Source organism: Streptomyces sp. NPDC032161, from assembly GCF_040636995.1.
In the GTDB taxonomy this organism is placed as follows: domain Bacteria; phylum Actinomycetota; class Actinomycetes; order Streptomycetales; family Streptomycetaceae; genus Streptomyces.
This window is the reverse complement of record NZ_JBEZVN010000003.1, coordinates 105850-124085: the sequence shown is the minus strand read 5'-3', so window position 1 is coordinate 124085 and position 18236 is coordinate 105850. Positions and strand designations below refer to the sequence as shown.

The following is an 18236-nucleotide window of genomic DNA, read 5'->3' as shown; positions in this document are numbered from 1 at the left end:
TACGAATGGAATAGTCGCGCAGCCTCCGCCTTCATCGATATGGGCGCGTCGGGCGGGGCTGGCGGATTCCCGCGTCGCAGGCATCCGTGGCGCGTCGGGTGCCAGGCGTCGATCCCGCGTTTGCGGGGTGCTGGTGTCATATGCGATGAGTTCGTATTCACGCGGACCAAGCATGTGCATTCGTAAGGGTATGTTCAGGCGATTTCGGAAATTTTGTTGCTTAATTCGTTTCGGGATCGGGTCGACTCGTGTCAATGGGTGTTGTTTGCTCGGCGGGCCCTGGTAATTCGATCCGTTGATGTCAAGCTGTAACCGAAGAGGCGGAGTGGATTCTCGTACTCCGTAGTACGATCGCGTCTGCCCGCTCTCGAACGCCTTACCCCCCACCCTCCCGAGGCGCTTGATTCGTCGGCGGTTCGCTCTTCTTTCGAGGTCGAGTCAGGCCTGCGCGTATTTATGCGTCTCGTAAAGAGAGTGGCTGGCGTCGTTCCTGGACATTCGATCTCGCGCGCCTCCTCGTCCCCTGGAGTTTTTCATGTGCACGCCTGGTGCCGGCACTGATGGTGGCATGTCCACGACGGCGGACGTCGTCCTCGCAGTGCATCCGTTCGGTGTCGCGTCGGCACGGTTCACCGCGGCCGCCGCGCGCGCCGGCGGACTGGGAGTACTCGACCTGACGGGCGATGTCCGGTCCGCACGTGAGCAGTTGGGCCTGGCCACCGAGTGGGCGCGCTGCGGGTTCGGCGTACGACTCGGAGAAGGGAGCGGCATCCTCGCGTCGGACCTTCCTGCCTGTGTCCACACCGTGGTTCTCGTCGCCGGGGCGACGGTGAACGCTGCCGACTTCCCCGGGCGACGTGTGCTGGCCGAAGCGACCTCCGGCGCTCAGGCGCGCGCCGCCGCGGCGGCCGGGGCACACGGACTGATCGCCCGCGGCCATGAAGCCGGCGGCCTGGTGGGCGAACTGAGCACGTTCGTGCTGCTGCAGCAACTGCTCGCGGACGCGTCCCACCGGCTGCCGGTGTGGGCCTGCGGCGGAATCGGCGCGCACACTGCGGCGGCAGCGGTCGCCGGTGGCGCCTGCGGTGTGGTCCTCGACACCCAGACCGCGCTGCTCGCGGAGGCGGAACTCCCCGCGGAGATCACCAGCGCGCTCGTCGGACTCGACGGCTCGGAGACCGTGGTCGAGGACGGTCTGCGCGTGCTGCGACGACGTACCCCCGGCCCGGACGGCATCGCAGCCCCCCTGGAGATCGGCCAGGACGCGTTCCTGGCGGTCCGTTTCCAACGGGCCTGGGGCACGCTGGGCGCAGCGATACGCGGCATACGCGGGGCGGTGGGCGACACGCTTGCCGAGGACGTGCCCGTGCTCGGGCCGGACAGCACGGGCAGCCGTGCTTTCGGTACTCGGCTCCCGGTTGTCCAGGGGCCGATGACACGGGTGAGCGACCAGGCCGCGTTCGCCGCCTCCGTGGCCGCCGAGGGCGCCTTGCCGTTCATCGCGCTCGCCGTGTCCGACGGGCAGCGGACGCGCGCGCTGCTGGAGGAGACCCGCAGCACCCTGGGCGAGGAGCCTTGGGGTGTCGGAGTCCTCGGCTTCGCCGACGAGGCCATCAGGGACGCGCAATTAAAGGTCATCCGGGAGGTCTGCCCCTCGCACGCCATCATCGCCGGTGGACGTCCCGCGCAGGCGGTGGCCTTTGAAGAAGTCGGCATCTCGACCTTTCTGCACGTGCCTTCGCCCGGGCTGCTGGGCCAGTTCCTCGAATCCGGTGCACGCAAGTTCGTCTTCGAAGGCTCCGAGTGCGGTGGCCACGTCGGACCCCGGGCCAGTTTTCCGCTGTGGCAGGCGCAGCTCGACGTGGTGGACGACTTCCTCGCGGCTGCCGGGGAGGACGCCGCCGCCGAACTCCAACTGCTGTTCGCCGGCGGCGTGCACGACGAGCGGTCCGCCGCCATGGTCGCCGCCATGACCGCCCCCTTGGCCGCGCGGGGTGCCGCGATCGGAGTCCTCATGGGCACCGCCTACCTCTTCACGGAGGAGGCCGTGGCGGCGGGCGCGGTACAGCCGCTCTTCCAGCAGCAGATGGTCGACGCCGAGCGCACCGAACTGCTGGAAACCGCACCCGGTCATGCCACTCGCTGTGTCCGCAGCCCCTTCACGGACGAGTTCGCGGCCCGCAAGGAACAACTGCGGGCCAGTGACGTGCCCAGTCGAGAGGCATGGGAGCGGCTGGAACAACTCAACGTCGGCCGACTGAGGTTGGCGAGCAAGGGCATCGAACGTGTCGGTGACGAACTGCGCGAGGTCGACGAGGACCGACAGCGCTGCGAGGGCATGTTCATGGCCGGGCAGGTCGCCGTCCTCCGGTCGGAGGTCACCACCGTCACCGCGCTGCACACCGCGGTGACCACCGGCGCGCAGACCTTTCTCGACCGACGCAGGGCTGCACTCGACACCGGCTCGGACGAGCCGGCCGCCGCACCCGAACCACTGGACGTCGCCATCGTAGGGATGGCCTGCGTGTTCCCCGAGGCGCCCGACCTGGAGTCCTTCTGGGGGAACGTGCTGTCGGGCACCGATGCCATCACCGAGGTGCCCACCTCGCGCTGGGACCCCTCCCTCTACTACGCCGAGGACGGGGCGGGAGAACACACCCCCTCGCGCTGGGGCGGCTTCCTGCCCGAGATCCCCTTCGAACCCCTGGACTACGGCATCCCGCCCGCCTCCTTGTCGAGCATCGAACCGGTCCAACTGCTGGCCCTCGACGTGGCGCGACGCGCGCTCGCCGACGCCGGTTACGCCGACCGCCCCTTTCAGCGGGACCGTGCCTCCGTGGTGTTCGGGGCCGAGGCGGGAAGCGACCTGTCGAACACCATGACGCTCCGAACGGTCCTGCCCGCCTACGTCGGACAGCTTCCACCCGCGCTGGATGCCCAGCTGCCGCGCCTGACCGAGGACTCCTTCCCCGGTGTCCTCGCCAACGTCATCGCCGGGCGGATCGCCAACCGCCTCGATCTCGGAGGGGCCAACTACACAGTCGACGCCGCCTGTGCCTCCTCCCTCGCCGCGGTCGACGTGGCCTGCAAGGAACTGACGGTCGGCACCAGCGACATGGTGCTGTGCGGCGGCGCCGACCTGCACAACGGCATCAACGACTACCTGCTCTTCGCCTCCGCGCACGCACTGTCCCCCTCCGGCCGTTCCGCGCCCTTCGACCGTTCCGGCGACGGCATCGCACTCGGCGAGGGCGTGGCCTGCGTGGTCCTCAAGCGACGTGCCGACGCCGAACGGGACGGCGACCGGATCTACGCCGTCGTCAAGGGCGTCGGCAGCTCCAGCGACGGCCGGGCCCTCGGCCTCACCGCGCCGCGCGCGGACGGTCAGCGCAGGGCACTCACGCGGGCCTACCGGAACGCCGGGATCTCACCGGCCGAGGTCGGCGTGGTCGAGGCTCACGGCACCGGCACCGTCGTCGGCGACCGCACCGAGCTGAGCGCCCTGACCGCGGTCTTCACCGAGGCCGGAGCAGACCCCGGCGGCTGTGCCCTCGGCTCGGTGAAGTCCCAGATCGGCCACACCAAGTGTGCGGCGGGCCTCGCCGGACTGGTCAAGACCACGCTCGCCCTGCATCACGGTGTCAAGCCCCCGACGCTGCACCTGCGACAGCCGAACCCGGCCTGGGACGAACGCACCAGCCCCTTCGCCTTCCACACCCGGGCCAGGCCCTGGCCCGCGCCGCCCACCGAACGTGTCGCCGGTGTCAGCGCCTTCGGCTTCGGCGGAACCAACTTCCACGTCGTTCTGCGCGCCCACGGCGACGGCGCCCCGCCCACCCACGCCCGCGACGAGTGGCCCGCCGAACTGTTCACCTTCCGCGGCGCCGACCGGGAAGCCGCCGCCAAGGCCGCCCGCGAACTTCTCGCCCTCGCCGAGTCCGACCACACCGCGCACCGGTCGCCGCGCCTGCGCGACCTCGCCCTGGCCGCCTCCCGGCGCGCCGACCTCGCGGCCGTGCGCGGCCTGCCCACCCACATCGCCGTACTGGCCTCCTCCGTGCCGGAGCTGACGGCAGCGCTTCGCCGGGCCGTCGACGGCGAGCACGCTCCCGACGACGGCATCCATCTCGCGGACGGCACCGAGCCGGGCGAGATCGCCTTCCTCTTCCCCGGGCAGGGCAGCCAGCGACCTGGCATGCTCGCCGACCTGTTCGTCTCCTTCCCCGAACTCCAGCGCTTCCTTCGCCTCGACGCATCCGTCGCAGCGGCCCTCTTCCCACCCGCCCGCTTCGACGAGGCCGGTCGCCAGGCCCTGGCCGAGCGGGTCACCGACACCCGTGTCGCCCAGCCGGCCCTCGGCATCACGGGACTCGCCGCCCACCATCTGCTCGGCCGTGTCGGTGTCCGCCCGGCGATGGCGGCCGGACACAGCTACGGCGAACTCGCCGCCCTCGCCGCGGCCGGCGTCCTCGGCCCCGAGGAACTGTTGTGGTGCAGCAGGGCGCGTGCCGAATCCGTCCTCGCCGCCTGCGGCGACGACCCCGGCACCATGGCCGCGGTCGCCGCCCCGGCACCGGAGACGGCCGCCGCCCTGGAGAAGGCGGGCGTAGCCGGTTCCGTCGTCGTCGCCAACCACAACTCACCCCGACAGACGGTGATATCAGGCCCCACCGACGACGTGGAGAAAGCCGTGGAGCGGCTGCGCGCGCAGGGGCTGAAGGCGAAACGGATCGCCGTGGCCTGCGCCTTCCACAGCACCCTGGTCGCCACCGCCGGAGGCACCTTCGCGGCGATGCTGGCCTCGGTACCGCTGGAGACACCGTCCATCCGGGTGTGGTCCAACCGCACTGCCGCGGTCTATCCCACCACTCCCGAGGCGATACGCGCCGAACTCGCCGCCCAGATCGGATCGCCGGTCCGCTTCGTCGAGCAGATCGAGGGCATGTACGAGGCAGGTGCCCGAATCTTCGTCGAAGCGGGACCCGGCGCGGTGCTGACCAGGCAGGTCACCGAAATCCTCGGCAACCGCCCGCACCGCACCGTCACCTTGGAGGCCCGGCGCGGCACGGGCCTGACCGGATTCCTTGCCGCGCTCGCCGAACTCGCCGTCGCCGGGGCCGACGTACGCACCGGTTGGCTGTTCGAGGGCCGCGACGCCGTCGATGCGGCCCAGGCTCCCCGCCGCAGGCGCGCGGGCTGGACCATCGACGGCCACCTCGTCCGCACCTCCGACGGCGCCATCCCCACCACAGCCCTGCACCCCGCCCAGCGCATCCCGGAGGCACTTGTGACCACTCGTTCCGGCAGAGACGGAGAGCATGGAAACGTGCTCCGCACCGAACCCGCCCATGGCGCGTCGGGGACCGGCGGCGATGCCCTCATCAGTGAATTCCTGCGCACCAGCCGGGACATGATCGCCGCTCAGCGCGACGTCCTGCTGAGCTACCTCGCCGCCGCCCCCGGTGCCCGGACCGGACCGGAGCCCGTGGAGTACGCACCCCGTGAGCTGAACGGTGCGATTCTCCCCGCGACTGCGGCACCCGCCGACGAGGCCGTCCCGGAGCCCACCGCGCCGCAGCCCGCGCCGGACCCGGCGCCGACCGAGCTGACCATGGACGCGGTCCTCGCGGCCGTCCTGGACGTGATAGGCGAACGAACCGGCTATCCGGCCGACATGATCGAACCCGATCTGGATCTGGAGGCCGACCTGAGTGTCGACTCCATCAAGCGCGCCGAGATCGTCGGCCGGCTCGCTCGACGGCTCCGGCTGCCCGCCACCGACGACGCCGCCACGGAGGAGCTGACCAGGGCGCGCACCGCGGCGGGCATCGCCGAACTGATCGTCACCGCGCGGCAGGACGACACTCCACCGCCCGAGCCCCCCGCCTCCGAGCCCGCCACGACGGGACCGGCCGCACCACCCGCTGACGCCGAAGCAGTCGTCACGGCCCCCGAACGGCTGGTGATGTCGGAATACGACCTCGCGCCCGCCCCCCTGGAGCCCACCGAACTCGCCGGACGGACATTCCTGGTCATCGGCGAGGGCCCGCTCGCGGTGGCCGTCGCCGAGCGGCTCGACTCCTGCGGTGCCCGGACGGTGACCGCCCCCGGAATCCCTGAGGGCGACCACTTCGACGGCCTGATCCACCTCGCCTCCCCGGACGGCGGTCCGGCCCACGAGCCGGTGCTGCCCGGCGCCGTTCCCCTCTACCAGTCCGCCCTGGCCGCCGGGCCACGCTGGCTGCTGGTCGCCGGCGCCTCCGAGGGCCTGCGCGGCCTGTTCCGCTCACTGTCCAGGGAGTACCCGCAGACCATCGCCCGCGTCATCGAACAGCCTGCCGGAGCAGACCCGTCCGTCGCGGCCGACGCGATCGTCGCGGAGCTGACCTCCACCGACCGCGAGCCGGTCGTGCTGCGCACGGGGAACACCCGGCGCGGGCTGCGGATGACCGAGACCGACCGCGGCGTCCTGGGCAGCACCGGCGCCGGCCCCTCCGACGACGGCGCCGCCGAGGCTGCGGCTCTCGGCCTCGACAACGAGTCGGTGGTACTCCTCGTCGGCGGGGCGCGTGGCATCACTGCCAGGTTCGCCACCGTCCTCGCCACCGCTGCCCGCTGCCGCCTGGAACTCTTCGGCCGCACGCCCCTGCCCGCCCTGGACGAAACCCCGGCGACGGCCGCCACCACCGAAGCCGAGCTGCGGGCCGAGCTGATCGCGGACGGCATGAGAGCCCCGGCTCAGGTCGAAAGGGAGATCGGAAGGATCCAGGCCGAGCACGAGGTCCGCGACACCGTCCACCGACTCACCCGGCTGGGCAGCCGTGTGCGCTACCACTGCGTGGATGTGCTCGACACCGAGGCCGTGTACCGCGCGGTGAAGGACGTGCACGCCGAACACGGCAGACTCGACGCGGTCGTCTACGCGGCCGGTGTGATCGAGGACAAGCTGTTCGCCGAGAAGTCCCCGGAGTCCTTCCACCGGGTCTTCGGCACCAAGACCGACGGCGCCAGGACTCTGCTCGACGCCGTCGACGGACTCTCGCACGGCCCCCGCCTCGCCGTGCTGTTCGGCAGCATCGCGGCCACCCTGGGCAACCGCGGCCAGACCGACTATGCCGCCGCCAACGACGCCCTCGAAGCCATCGGCCGCGCCTGGGGCGACCGGAGCGACCGCCGCGGGCTGACGGTCCACTGGGGCCCGTGGGCGCCCACCGGCACCAACAACGGCATGGTCACGCCGGAACTGATGCGCACCTACGCAGCACGCGGGATCCGCCTCATCGATCCCGACGAGGGCGCCATGAGCCTGCTGCGCGAACTGGCGTGGGGCCCGCAGGAGAGCGCCGCCGTCGTCTACACCGCCTCGGGGTGGTGACCGCCGCGATGGCCAGGGCCTGCCCGATCGCCATCGTCGGTATGGCCGCGCTCTTCCCGGGAGCGCCCGACCTCGACACGTACTGGCACAACCTCGTCCACGGCGTCGACGCGATCACCGACGTCCCCGCGGCCCGCTGGGACGCCGTGTACTACGCCCCGGACGCTGGACGCCGTGCCGACCGCGTCTACTGCCGCCGCGGAGGCTTCATCGACGACCTCGCCCACGTCGACGTCACCGCGTTCGGCATCATGCCCGCCTCCGTGCGGGCCACCGAGCCCGACCAACTGATCGCACTGCGGGTGGCGTCCCAGGCGGTCCGCGACGCGGGCGGCGCCGACCGGCTCTTCGCCGACCGGCGCCGCACCGGAGTCATCCTGGGCCGCGGCGGATACCTCACCCCCGGCCTGGTCCGCCTCGACCAGCGGGTGCGCACCGCCGGCCAGCTCGTGCGTACACTGCGGGAACTCCTGCCGGACCTCGGAGAACAGCGCCTCGATGAGGTGCGCCGCGCCTTCACCGACCAACTGGGCCCCGAGGCACCGGAGTCGGCCATCGGGCTCGTGCCCAACCTGGCCGCCTCCCGGCTGGCCAACCGACTGGACCTGCGGGGCCCGGCCTATACGGTGGACGCCGCGTGCGCCTCCTCGCTCATCGCGGTCGACCATGCGGCCCGCGAGCTGGAGAGCGGCCGGTGCGACGTCGTCCTGGCCGGGGGAGTCCACCACTGCCACGACATCACGCTGTGGAGCGTGTTCTCACAACTCGGTGCCCTGTCCCGGAGCGAGCGCATCCGGCCGTTCCACCGGGACGCCGACGGGGTGCTCATCGGCGAGGGCACCGGCGTCGTGGTGCTCAAACGGCTCGCCGACGCCGACCGCGACGGCGACCGGATCTACGCCGTGATCACCGGCACCGGCGTCGCGGGCGACGGCCGCACCGGCAGTCTGTTCAGCCCGGACTCCGCGGGCCAGGCCGAGGCGATCCGCGAGGCATGGCGCAGTGCCGGCCGGGACCCCGCCGAGCCCGGTTCCGTCGGGCTGCTCGAAGCCCACGGCACCGCCACCCCGGCGGGCGACACCGCCGAGCTGGAGACGGTCGCCGCGGTCTTCGGCCCGCCGGGCGACGCGCCCCGCGGTGTGATCGGTTCGGTGAAGTCCATGATCGGTCACACCATGCCCGCCGCGGGGATCGCCGGGCTCATCAAGGCCGCACTCGCCGTGCACCATGGCGTCCTCCCGCCGACCCTGCACTGCGACGACCCGCATCCGGCACTCGCCCGCACCCGCTTCACCACCGTGGACGCCGCGGTGCCGTGGGTGACCGACACCCACGGCCCCGTACGCCGTGCCGCGGTCAACGCCTTCGGCTTCGGCGGCATCAACGCCCATGTCGTCCTGGAACAGCCCGCCTCCGTCGCCGCTCCGTCCGTCACCTGCGGACCCACGGCCTCGGTGCGCGAGCCCGAACGGGTGCTGCGGCTGTCGGCCGCGTCACCCGCCGAACTGGCCCGCCTGCTCGACCGCGATGACGCAACCCTGCTCGCCACCGCCGCGGACGAGACCGGGCCCGAGCCCGTCGGCCCGGTCCGGCTCGGCGTGGTGGACCCGACGGCCAAGCGGCTGGCGCTGGCCCGCAAGGCGGTCGACCGGGGCCGGCCATGGCGAGGCAAGAACGACCTGTGGTTCGTTCCCGAGCCGCTGCTGGGCGACGCCGGCGGCCGTCTCGCCTTCGTCTTTCCCGGCCTCGAAGCCGACTTCGACACCAACTGCGACGACGTGGCACGCCACTTCGGCCTCCCGTGGTCGCTTTCCGGTACCGACGTCACGGTCGGTGACATCGGCCGTCAGGGCACCGGTGTATTCCAACTCGGCCGCCTCCTGCACGCCGCACTGGAGCGGATGGACATCGTGCCCGACGCGCTCGCCGGACACAGCCTCGGCGAGTGGACCGCCATGGCCGCCGCCGGGATCCACGCCCAAGAGGAGGTCGATGCGTTCCTGACCACGTTCGATCCGGACGCACTGCGCGTGCCGGGCCTGGCCTTCGCGGTGATCGGCGCGCCCGCGGATCGCGTCATGGAAGCCCTCGACGGCCAGACGCAGGTCGTGCTCTCGCACGACAACGCCCCTCACCAGTCCATCGTCTGCGGCCCTTCGGACGCGGTCGAAGCATTCGTCGGGCTCTTCCGCGAACGGGGTGCGATCTCGCAGGTCCTGCCGTTCCGGTCGGGCTTCCACACCCCCATGCTGCGGCCCTATCTGGACCCGATACGGAAGGCGGCGGACACCTACACGCTGCAACCCGCGCGGTTGCCCGTCTGGTCCGCCACCACGGCGGGGGAGTACCCCGCGCGACCACGAGAAATACGGGAGCTGTTCGTACGACACCTCCTGGAACCGGTCCGCTTCCGACAGATGATCGAGGCCATGCACGCGGCCGGCTTCCGCGCCTTCGTCCAGCTCGGAGCCGGCCAGGTCGGCTCACTGATCGCGGACACGCTACGGGGCTCCGAACACCTCGTGGTCGCCGCCCACTCCCCGCACCGTTCCGGACTCCCCCAACTGCGCCGCGTGGCCACGGCGTTGTGGGCCGACGGGGCCAGGCCGGACACGGCCGCGCTCCGCCCCGCTCCCGCGCCCGAGGTCGCGCACCGCTCGGTCCGGCTCGACCTCGGCGGTGCGCTGATCTCCCTCGACGAACCCACGCGCACGGAGATCGGCGCCGCCCTGGCGCGGCCACGCCGGGTGGCCGAAGGCACGCTGCCGTCCGTCCTCGACGCCCTCGCCGCCGAGGACCCGCTGGCCGCTGAGTTCTCCGCGCTGCTCGACGACACCGCAGCACTCGCGGCGGACGTCCTCACCGCGCGCCGGCACGGCGGCCCGCGATCCACCGCGCCTCGGGCTTCCGCGCACAATCCCCGGCCGAACAGGCCCTCCGCCGGCCCGCCACCGTCCACCCCGCGCGAGCTGCGGACCTCGCTGCGGGTCTCGATCGACACCATGCCGTACCTGCTCGACCACTGCTTCTTCAAACAACCGCCGCAGGCCGCTCCCGCAGACTGCTGGCCCGTCGTGCCCGGCACCACCATCATCGGGCACATGATGGATTTCGCCGAGCAGGCGACTTCCGGTCTGCGCGCGGTCGCTGTCCACGACGTCCGGCTCAACCAGTGGATCAACGCCATCCCCGCAGTGGACGTTCCCGTCCACATCACCCCCGAGCCCCCGCACCCCTCCGGCGCCGTCCGGGTGACGGCCACCCTCGGTCCCTACGCCCGAGCCACCGTCGAACTCGCCCGGGAATACGGTCCCCGACCGGCCACCGCCTGGACCTTCCCGAAGGAGAAGGAACGCCCCTGCGAGCTGACGGCCCGTGAGCTGTACACCCGTCGTTGGATGTTCCACGGCCCACGCTTCCAGGGCGTCACCGGACTGACCGCGATCGGCGACGCCCACGTCCGAGGAGTCATCACCACCCCACCCGCTCCGGGAGCCCTGCTGGACAACGTCGGCCAACTCCTCGGCTACTGGATAATGTCCCAACTCCCCACCCGCACCACCGTCTTCCCCGTCGGCATGCGCGAGATCCGCTTCCACGGCGCGCCCCCCGAGCCGGGCGAACGGCTCGACTGCCTGATCCGTATCGTCTCCGTCACCGACACCACGCTCGAAGCCGACATGCAACTGGTCCGGCAGGGCCGGGTCTGGGCCGAACTCGCAGGCTGGCGCGACCGCCGCTTCGACAGCGACCCGCACATCCGCCGGGTGGACCGCGAACCGGAACACCATACCCTCTCCGAGCCGCAACCCGGCGGCTGGGTCCTGCTCCACGAACGCTGGCCCGACCTGGCCACCCGCGAGCTGATCATGCGGAACATGCTGGCGGGCGAGGAGCGGACAGCCTACGGAGCGCACACGCCGCGAGGCCGCCGCCAGTGGCTGCTCGGCCGGATCGCGGTCAAGGACGCCGTGCGCCGACGATTGTGGGACGCCGGGAACGGCGGGATCTTCCCCTCCGAACTACGGGTCGTCAACGACCCGTCCGGCCACCCGCACGTCACCGGCGCCTACGGCCGTACCCTCCCCGACCTCCACGTCTCCCTCGCGCACCGGGCGGAGGCCGCGGTCGCGATCGCCGGAAACGGCCCCTGCGGAATCGACATCGAAGAGGTGGTCGACCGTCCCGGCGGAACCCTTGAGGTGGCGCTCGGCGCCCAGGAGCGGGACCTCATCGTGTCACTGGTCCGCGACACCGGCGAACCCGAGGCCCTGTGGTTCACCCGCTTCTGGACCGCCAAGGAGGCTGTCGGCAAGGCACTCGGCACGGGCCTGGCCGGAGTCCCGAAGAGCTTCGAGATCAAGGCCGCCACCGGTACGGCGCTGACCGTCCTCACCGGCGGCGACACCTACCACGTCCATCACCGGACGGTCGGCAGCCCACCCGGACTGCCCCCCAGGAACTACGTCGTCGGTTGGACGACCGCCCACGATGAGGAGAGCGACGATGACTGCTGAAGACCACCGCGCCGTACCGCCCACTCCGGCCGTGCTGGAGGAGGTGACCGGCATGCTGCGGGAGGTGCTCGGCGAGTACGAGCTCGCGGACACCGCGATCACCATGGACACCCGATTCCACGACGACCTCGAAATGGAGAGCATCGACCTCGTCACGCTCTCTGCGGCGCTGCGCGAACACTACGGCGACACTGTCAACTTCGCCGCATTCATCGCGGACCGCGGACTTGAAGAGATCATCGCCCTGACCGTGGGCGACCTTGTGCTCCATGTCGTGGCCTCCCTCCCGGTCGCGGCCGAGGCGGTCTGAGCATGGCGAAGATCCGCGTCGGCGAACTCGACGTCCACGTACAGCGCATGTCCGCGGCCGGTTCCCCGGCCGAGAGCCCGCCGCCCCTCGTGGTGCTGGTCCACGGTCTGCTCATCGACAGCCTGGCGAGTTACTACTTCTCGCTCGGCCCCGCCTTCGCCGAGAGCGGCATGGACGTCCTCATGTACGACCTGCGCGGGCACGGACGGACCAGTCGGCCTGCTGCGGGCTACCGCCTGGAGGACTTCGTCTCGGACCTGGACGAACTCCTCGACGCACTCGGGGAGGACCGCCCGGCGCACGTCGTGGGCAACTCCTTCGGCGGCGTCATCGCCTACGGGCTCGCCGCTGCCCGGCCCGACCGCGTCCGGTCCGTCATCGCGATCGAGTCCGAGCCGCCGATGAAGTCGTGGGCCGAGAAGATGGCCGCGGGCCTCACCGGCAAAGAAGGCGGCCTGTTGGTCAGGGACGTGCGCACCTGGCTCGCCGCGGACCCCCAGCGCAACCCACGCCCCTTCCAGCTCGCCGGACGGATCCTGGAGAGCACCACGCTGAGGGAGGACCTCCCGCGCAGCCGTCTCCTGGGCGACGGGCTCGTCGGCATCCGCTGCCCCGTCTTCGCCCTGTACGGCGCCGACTCCGAACTCTCGGGCCAGGCCGGCCGTTTGGCCGCCACCCTCGCGCACTGCCGCACCGTCGTCCTGCCCGATCAGGGACACTCGGTGCTCGTGGAGCGTACGAAGGAGACGGCCGACCTGATATCCGGCTGGCTCACGGACGACATCCACACACCCCTGAAGGCGGGCTAGCATGAGCCGGTTTCTGTTCGTCGTCCCGCCCCTCGTCGGCCATGTCAACCCGGCGGTCGGCACCGCAGCCGTGCTCGCCGCGCGCGGCCACGAAATCGCCTGGGCCGGACCTGCCGACCTGGTGCGCCGCCTGGCCGGACCCGACGCACGCGTGTTCCGTTGTGTGCCGTCCGACCCGAATCCGGGCAACGCCGGGGAGATCGTGGGCCGGACGGGTCACCTGAAGGGCCCCGCAGCCTTCCAGTTCCTGTGGGAGAGCTTCCTGATCCCGCTCGCCGACCACATGGCCCCCCGCATACGCACGGCCATCGAGGAGTTCCGCCCGGACGTCGTGATCGCCGACCAGCAGACCGTCGCGGGCGGCATCGTCGCCGAGTCGCTCGGCCTGACCTGGGTCACCTCCGCCACCACCTCGGCCGAACTGGTCGACCCGCTCGCGGGCATGCCCAAGGTGGCGTCCTGGCTGGACGGCCTCATCCAGGCGCTGCGTGGCCGGATCGCGGACGGCAAGGGTGCTGCCGACCCGAGGATGTCCCCGTACGGCGTCCTCGCCTACACCACCGGAGCCCTGCTCGGCCCGGTCGCACTCCCCGAACACGTATGGCTGGTGGGTCCGTCCCTCACCGACCGCCCGGCGCCGACCGACTTCCCCTGGGAATGGCTGGAAGGGGCCGAGCGCACCGTCCTCGTCAGCCTGGGCACCGCCAACGCGGAAGCGAGCGGGCCGTTCCTGAACGCCGCGGTCCAGGCGCTGTCCGGCCTGCCCGGACTACGCGCCGTCGTCGTCGACCCCGCCCACGGCGTCGCCGCGGCAGGTGAGAACATCCTGCTGCGCCCGCACGTGCCGCAACTGCCGTTGCTCGCCCACATGGACGCCGTCGTCTGCCACGCCGGGCACAACACCGTCTGCGAGGCGTTGTGGAACGGCGTCCCCCTGGTGGTCGCCCCCATCAGGGACGACCAGCCCATTGTCGCGGGCCAGGTCACGGCCGCGGGCGCGGGCGTCCGGTTGCGCTTCGGCCGTGCCGACGCGGGGCGGATCGCCGACGCCGTCGGCACCGTCCTGGACGAGGCCGCCGGATATCGCGACGCCGCGCGTGCGATCGGCCGTTCGTTCCGGGCAGCGGGCGGAAGCGAAGCCGCGGCCGACCGTCTCGAAGGCCTCCTGCCGCGTGCCACATCGCCATCCCGAGGCCACGGGGGCGGACGGCAGCAGAAGAGAGCGGGCGCCAGATGACGACCGGCACCCCATCCGACGACGGGCCTTCGGGCACCTTCGGCTCGCTCCTCGGCCATGCCCGGCCCCACTGGCGCACCCTGACGCTGTCCCCCGTCCTGAGTCTGCTGGCCAGCGTTTCAGGCCTTGTCCAGCCGAAGTTCGCGCAGAACATCCTGGACCGGCTCGCCACCGGCGGGAGCGTCGCGCAGGGCCTGGGTGCCATCGGTCGCATAGAGCACGTCACGGTCATGCCCGTGGAGGACGACATCGACCCGGCGCTCGCTGCCCGCCCCGCGTCCGGCCCGCCCCCGACGGTCGAGGTGGACGGCGTGGACTTCGCCTACGCCGACCGGCCCCCGGTGCTGCACGGCGTGAGCTTCACCGTCCCCGGCGGTACCCAGACCGCACTGGTCGGCCTGTCGGGCGCCGGGAAGACCACGCTGTTCTCACTGTTGCAGCGGTTCTACGAACCCACCGCAGGGTGCCTCCGCATCGGGGGGCAGGACATCGCGTCCCTTCCCCGCGCCGAGGTGCGCCGCCGGATCGCCTACGTCGAGCAGGACGCCCCCGCACTGGCCGGCACCCTCCGTGACAACCTGCTCCACGCGGCGCCGGACGCCACCGACGAGAACATCGCCGAGGTTCTGCGGGCCACCCGGCTCGACGGTCTGACGGCCCGGCTGGACAAGGGCCTGGACACACCGGTCGGAGCCAGGGGCATCACCCTTTCCGGCGGTGAACGCCAACGGCTGGCCATCGCACGGGCCCTGCTGCGCCGACCGGAGGTGCTGCTCCTGGACGAGGCCACGGCACAGCTCGACGCGCGCAACGAACAGGCGCTCAGCGAACTGGTCACCGGCCTGGCCCGGCACTGCACGGTGCTGCTCATCGCGCACCGGCTGTCCACCGTGATCGAGGCGGACCAGATCGTCGTCCTCGAACACGGCAAGGTCCGGGCCGTGGGCAGCCACCGCACGCTGATGGATGACGACGAGCTGTACCGCGAACTCGCCGCCACCCAGCTGTTGGCTGCCGCATCGGGCGACGCAGGCCCTCTCGACGAGGGCGTGTAGGCATCGGTCGTCGGCGGTGATCACGATGTCCTCGCGAGAAGCGCACCTTCTTCCTGGCCCCACGGCAACCGAGGGGCCGCTCATACGAGAAGTACGAGAGTCGAGACCCTTCGGTCCCTGCCCGCGTCGGCGGGCCGGTCGAACCGCTGGGCGTGGACGGCGTTCACGCAGTCGGCCAGGCCGAGCCCATGGCCGAGGTGGCGGCGCTCGACGTCAGGCGGCGGGATTCGGCTCGGATCCGCTGTTAAGGCAGCAGCGGATGAAGTCCTGGACGACCGGGTTGCCGTCGTCGGCGGGGGACCACGCCACCGCGAGTCGGCTGGGGCTGACGCCGCTGACGGGGCGGTAGGTGATGCCGGGCCGGGCGTAGAAGCGGGCGGAGGAGGCGGGGGAGAGGGCGATGCCGTAGCCGTTGGCGATCGCGCTGAGCCAGTCGTCGGGCTGGTCGGTGACGGCTCCGATGCGGACCGGGTGCCCGTCGCGCTCGTCGGCGGCAAGCCAGTACTCACGCCACTGGCCGGTCTCCGCCGGGGCCGCCACGAACGGCTCGTCCCACAGTTCCCGGAAGGGGATCACGTCGCTCGCGGCGAGCGGGTGCGCCGAGGGCAGCGCGACCCAGCGGGGCTCGGTGAGCAGGGTCTCCACCCGCATGTGCTCCTGGCCGGGGAAGGGCAGCCGCAGCAGAGCGACGTCGACGTCCCCGGTGGCGAGGCCGGCTGTCGGGTCCGACCAGGTGGCTTGCCGCATGTCGACCCGCCAGCCCGGTCGGCTGCGGGTGAATTCGGCGACGATGCGCGGGGTGGCCTCGTTGGCGGCGCTGGCCAGGAAACCGACGCGCAGCATCCGCTCGGCCCGGCTCGCCGCGCTCCTCGCCTCCCGCAGCGTCGCGTCCCACTCGGCCAGCAGCCCGGGCGCCCGCGCCGCCAGGGCCCGGCCCGCCGCCGTGAGTGCCATGCCGGCCCTGGACCGTTCGAACAGGGGTACGCCCAGTCGGCTCTCCAGCTGCCGGATCTGCTTGGTCAGCGCCGGCTGGGAGACGAACAGCCGCTCCGCGGCCCGGGTCAGGGTCCCCTCCTGCGCCACGGCGACGAAGGAGCGCAGAAGCCGACTGTCCACATCCATTCCATCAGGTTATAGAAGCTGGTATTGGACGCAAATGGGGACCCCGGCGAACCTGGTGACCAGGGGGTGCGCAGAGCGGATCGCCGCCACGCACGACCCGTTCCAGTGCGAAGGAGCCCCATGTTCACCGCATATGTGATCGTCACCGCCGCGACCATCGCGGCAAACGCCGCAATCGCCGCCGCGGACTTCGCGAAGGCCGGGTTCGTCCTGGCCAACTCCGCTGAGGTGAACCTCCCGCGGACCTGGCTCCCGCGGCTCGCCACGCTCAAGGCTGCCGGGGCGGTCGGGCTCCTGGCCGGTTTCGCGGGCTTCCGGCTCCTCGGCCTCGCCGCGGCGACGGGCCTCGTGCTCTTCTACGTGGGCGCCATGGCCGCGCACGTCCGCGCCCGGGTCTTCCACAACATCGCCTTCCCTGGCGCCTACCTGGCCCTGGCCGTCGCGTCCCTCGCCCTCGCAGCTGCCCGCTGGGCCTGACGCTGCCCGGGATCTCGGGATTCTCCGGTGCGACGGTTTGATCGAGCGGCATGTGCGGGACGGTTCGAGGTTCGGACTCAGCTGTCGGCGGCTGCCGGGCGGAACACATCGCGGTAGAGCCGGAAGAGGCTGACTCGCTCGCTCTCCTTCGTGTGCTCCTCCAGGAGTGACCAGCATTGCGCGACGAGTTCGCGGGCCCGGGCGCCGGGCCAGGGCTGGGGCAGCAGCTCCGGGGGCAGGAGGGGGTCGGGCTCCATGGCGCGGGTGAACTCGGCGGCCAGTTCGACCGCGATGGTCAGCCGCTCGGGACCGGGGAGGTCGGCGTCTTCCTGGAGTCGGCGCAGCCGCGGTCGGGCGACAGAGGCGAGTCGCTGGTAGCGGTCGGCGATCTCTTCCAACGGCCACAGGACGCGGGCGAGTGCGGCGGGGGCGTGTTCGTTGCCTTGGCGCAGGTTGTCCGTGGTCGGCAGCGTGAGGTGGTCGAGGACGCCGAGGTGACGGGCTCGGTCTTCGGCGTAGGGCTCCCAGGCGTTGGCGCTGATGTACAACCCGCCCTGCACGGCGGCGCCGCCGAGCCGGGTGAGTGCGGCCCGCAGGGCATCGCGTGCGGTGCGGGCCGTCTCGGGGACCGCGAAGGCGACCAGGTGCCAGATGCCGTCCCAGGGGGCGAGGCCCGCGTCCTGCCGGAAGGCGTGTGTGACGAATTCGACGTCGGGCCCAAGAGTCTGCCCGGTGGCGCCGGTGGCGCCGGTGGCCCGCAGTACCGCCTTGCGGCCCCTGCCCTCCTGGGTGAAGCGCCCCTCGGTGACCAGCCGCTTGACGCACAGCCGCACCTGCTGGTCGGTCATGCCGAGCAGTGGGGCGATGGCGTAGAGCTCGCCGGTGTCGACGGTGTGATCGGTGCGGATCAGCGCCTCGACGAGCGTTCGGGACCTTGACGGCCGGTTCCGGCGTGCGGGGTGAATCCGTTCCGGTCAGGAGCCGAGGTCGCGGGCCACCTGCCGCAGCGTCCGGGCACCCCCTTCGCGGCGGGCGAGGGCGACCGCCGCGGCGATCCGCTCGGCGGTCGCGAGGTCCGGGTCATGGAAGAGGGAACGCTCCGTCAGCCGTGCGTTCTCTTCATCGGGGCGCAGGAGCAGCCGCCAGAGCAGTGGCAGGTCGAGGACGCGCAGCGCCCAGGTGACCTCGCGGCCGAATCCCGCGCTGTTGAGCAGCGCCAGTGAGGCCACACGCTCAGGGGCATGGGCGGTGAGCTGCATCGCGATGGCGCCGCCGAGGGAGTCGCCCGCCACGTGCACGGCGGAGACGGTCGCGACTGGTGAGGGACCCGGAGC

9 protein-coding genes and 1 pseudogene are annotated in these 18236 nt (G+C 71.8%); 7 read left to right on the top strand and 3 right to left on the bottom strand.

Features of this window, described 5'->3' with window-relative positions; translation table 11 throughout:
- The first annotated feature begins 568 nt into the window (after positions 1-568).
- The 6 genes and pseudogenes from AB0E67_RS10905 to AB0E67_RS10880 all read left to right on the top strand — a co-directional run.
- Entirely contained in the window at positions 569-7375 is a 6807-nt protein-coding gene (locus AB0E67_RS10905) for an SDR family oxidoreductase (RefSeq protein ID WP_362023905.1), read from the top strand.
- 8 nt (positions 7376-7383) lie between these two features.
- The gene (locus AB0E67_RS10900) at positions 7384-11892 is read left to right on the top strand and encodes a beta-ketoacyl synthase N-terminal-like domain-containing protein (RefSeq protein WP_362024634.1); all 4509 of its coding nucleotides are present in this window, start codon (positions 7384-7386) and stop codon (positions 11890-11892) included.
- Positions 11882-12202 (top strand): phosphopantetheine-binding protein, encoded by a 321-nt coding sequence (locus tag AB0E67_RS10895; RefSeq protein WP_362023902.1) that lies wholly within the window; start codon positions 11882-11884, stop codon positions 12200-12202. The genes AB0E67_RS10900 and AB0E67_RS10895 overlap by 11 nt, the downstream gene beginning before the upstream one ends.
- Before the next feature lie 2 nt (positions 12203-12204).
- Positions 12205-13011 (top strand): alpha/beta hydrolase, encoded by an 807-nt coding sequence (locus AB0E67_RS10890; protein WP_362023899.1) that lies wholly within the window; start codon positions 12205-12207, stop codon positions 13009-13011.
- 1 nt (position 13012) lies between these two features.
- Entirely contained in the window at positions 13013-14248 is a 1236-nt protein-coding gene (locus tag AB0E67_RS10885; RefSeq protein ID WP_362023896.1) for a glycosyltransferase, read from the top strand.
- Positions 14249-14553: 305 nt separating this feature from the next.
- A pseudogene (locus AB0E67_RS10880) lies at positions 14554-15303 on the top strand (ABC transporter ATP-binding protein); the annotation flags it as partial.
- 213 nt (positions 15304-15516) lie between these two features.
- On the opposite strand, the gene AB0E67_RS10875 reads toward AB0E67_RS10880, so the two are convergent.
- Positions 15517-16425, bottom strand: a complete 909-nt coding sequence (locus AB0E67_RS10875; protein ID WP_362023893.1) for a LysR family transcriptional regulator — start codon at positions 16423-16425, stop codon at positions 15517-15519.
- Positions 16426-16545: 120 nt separating this feature from the next.
- Between AB0E67_RS10875 and AB0E67_RS10870 the strand changes: the two genes are divergently transcribed.
- The gene (locus AB0E67_RS10870) at positions 16546-16902 is read left to right on the top strand and encodes a DoxX family protein (RefSeq protein WP_362023890.1); all 357 of its coding nucleotides are present in this window, start codon (positions 16546-16548) and stop codon (positions 16900-16902) included.
- A gap of 77 nt (positions 16903-16979) precedes the next feature.
- Here AB0E67_RS10870 and AB0E67_RS10865 read toward each other — a convergent pair whose 3' ends face one another.
- Together AB0E67_RS10865 and AB0E67_RS10860 are read right to left on the bottom strand one after the other, a co-directional pair.
- A complete protein-coding gene (locus tag AB0E67_RS10865) occupies positions 16980-17750 on the bottom strand; it encodes a PaaX family transcriptional regulator C-terminal domain-containing protein (RefSeq protein WP_362023887.1) in 771 nt (256 codons plus the stop codon).
- A 126-nt stretch (positions 17751-17876) separates the two neighbouring features.
- Positions 17877-18200 (bottom strand): hypothetical protein, encoded by a 324-nt coding sequence (locus AB0E67_RS10860; RefSeq protein WP_362023885.1) that lies wholly within the window; start codon positions 18198-18200, stop codon positions 17877-17879.
- Positions 18201-18236 lie beyond the last annotated feature (36 nt).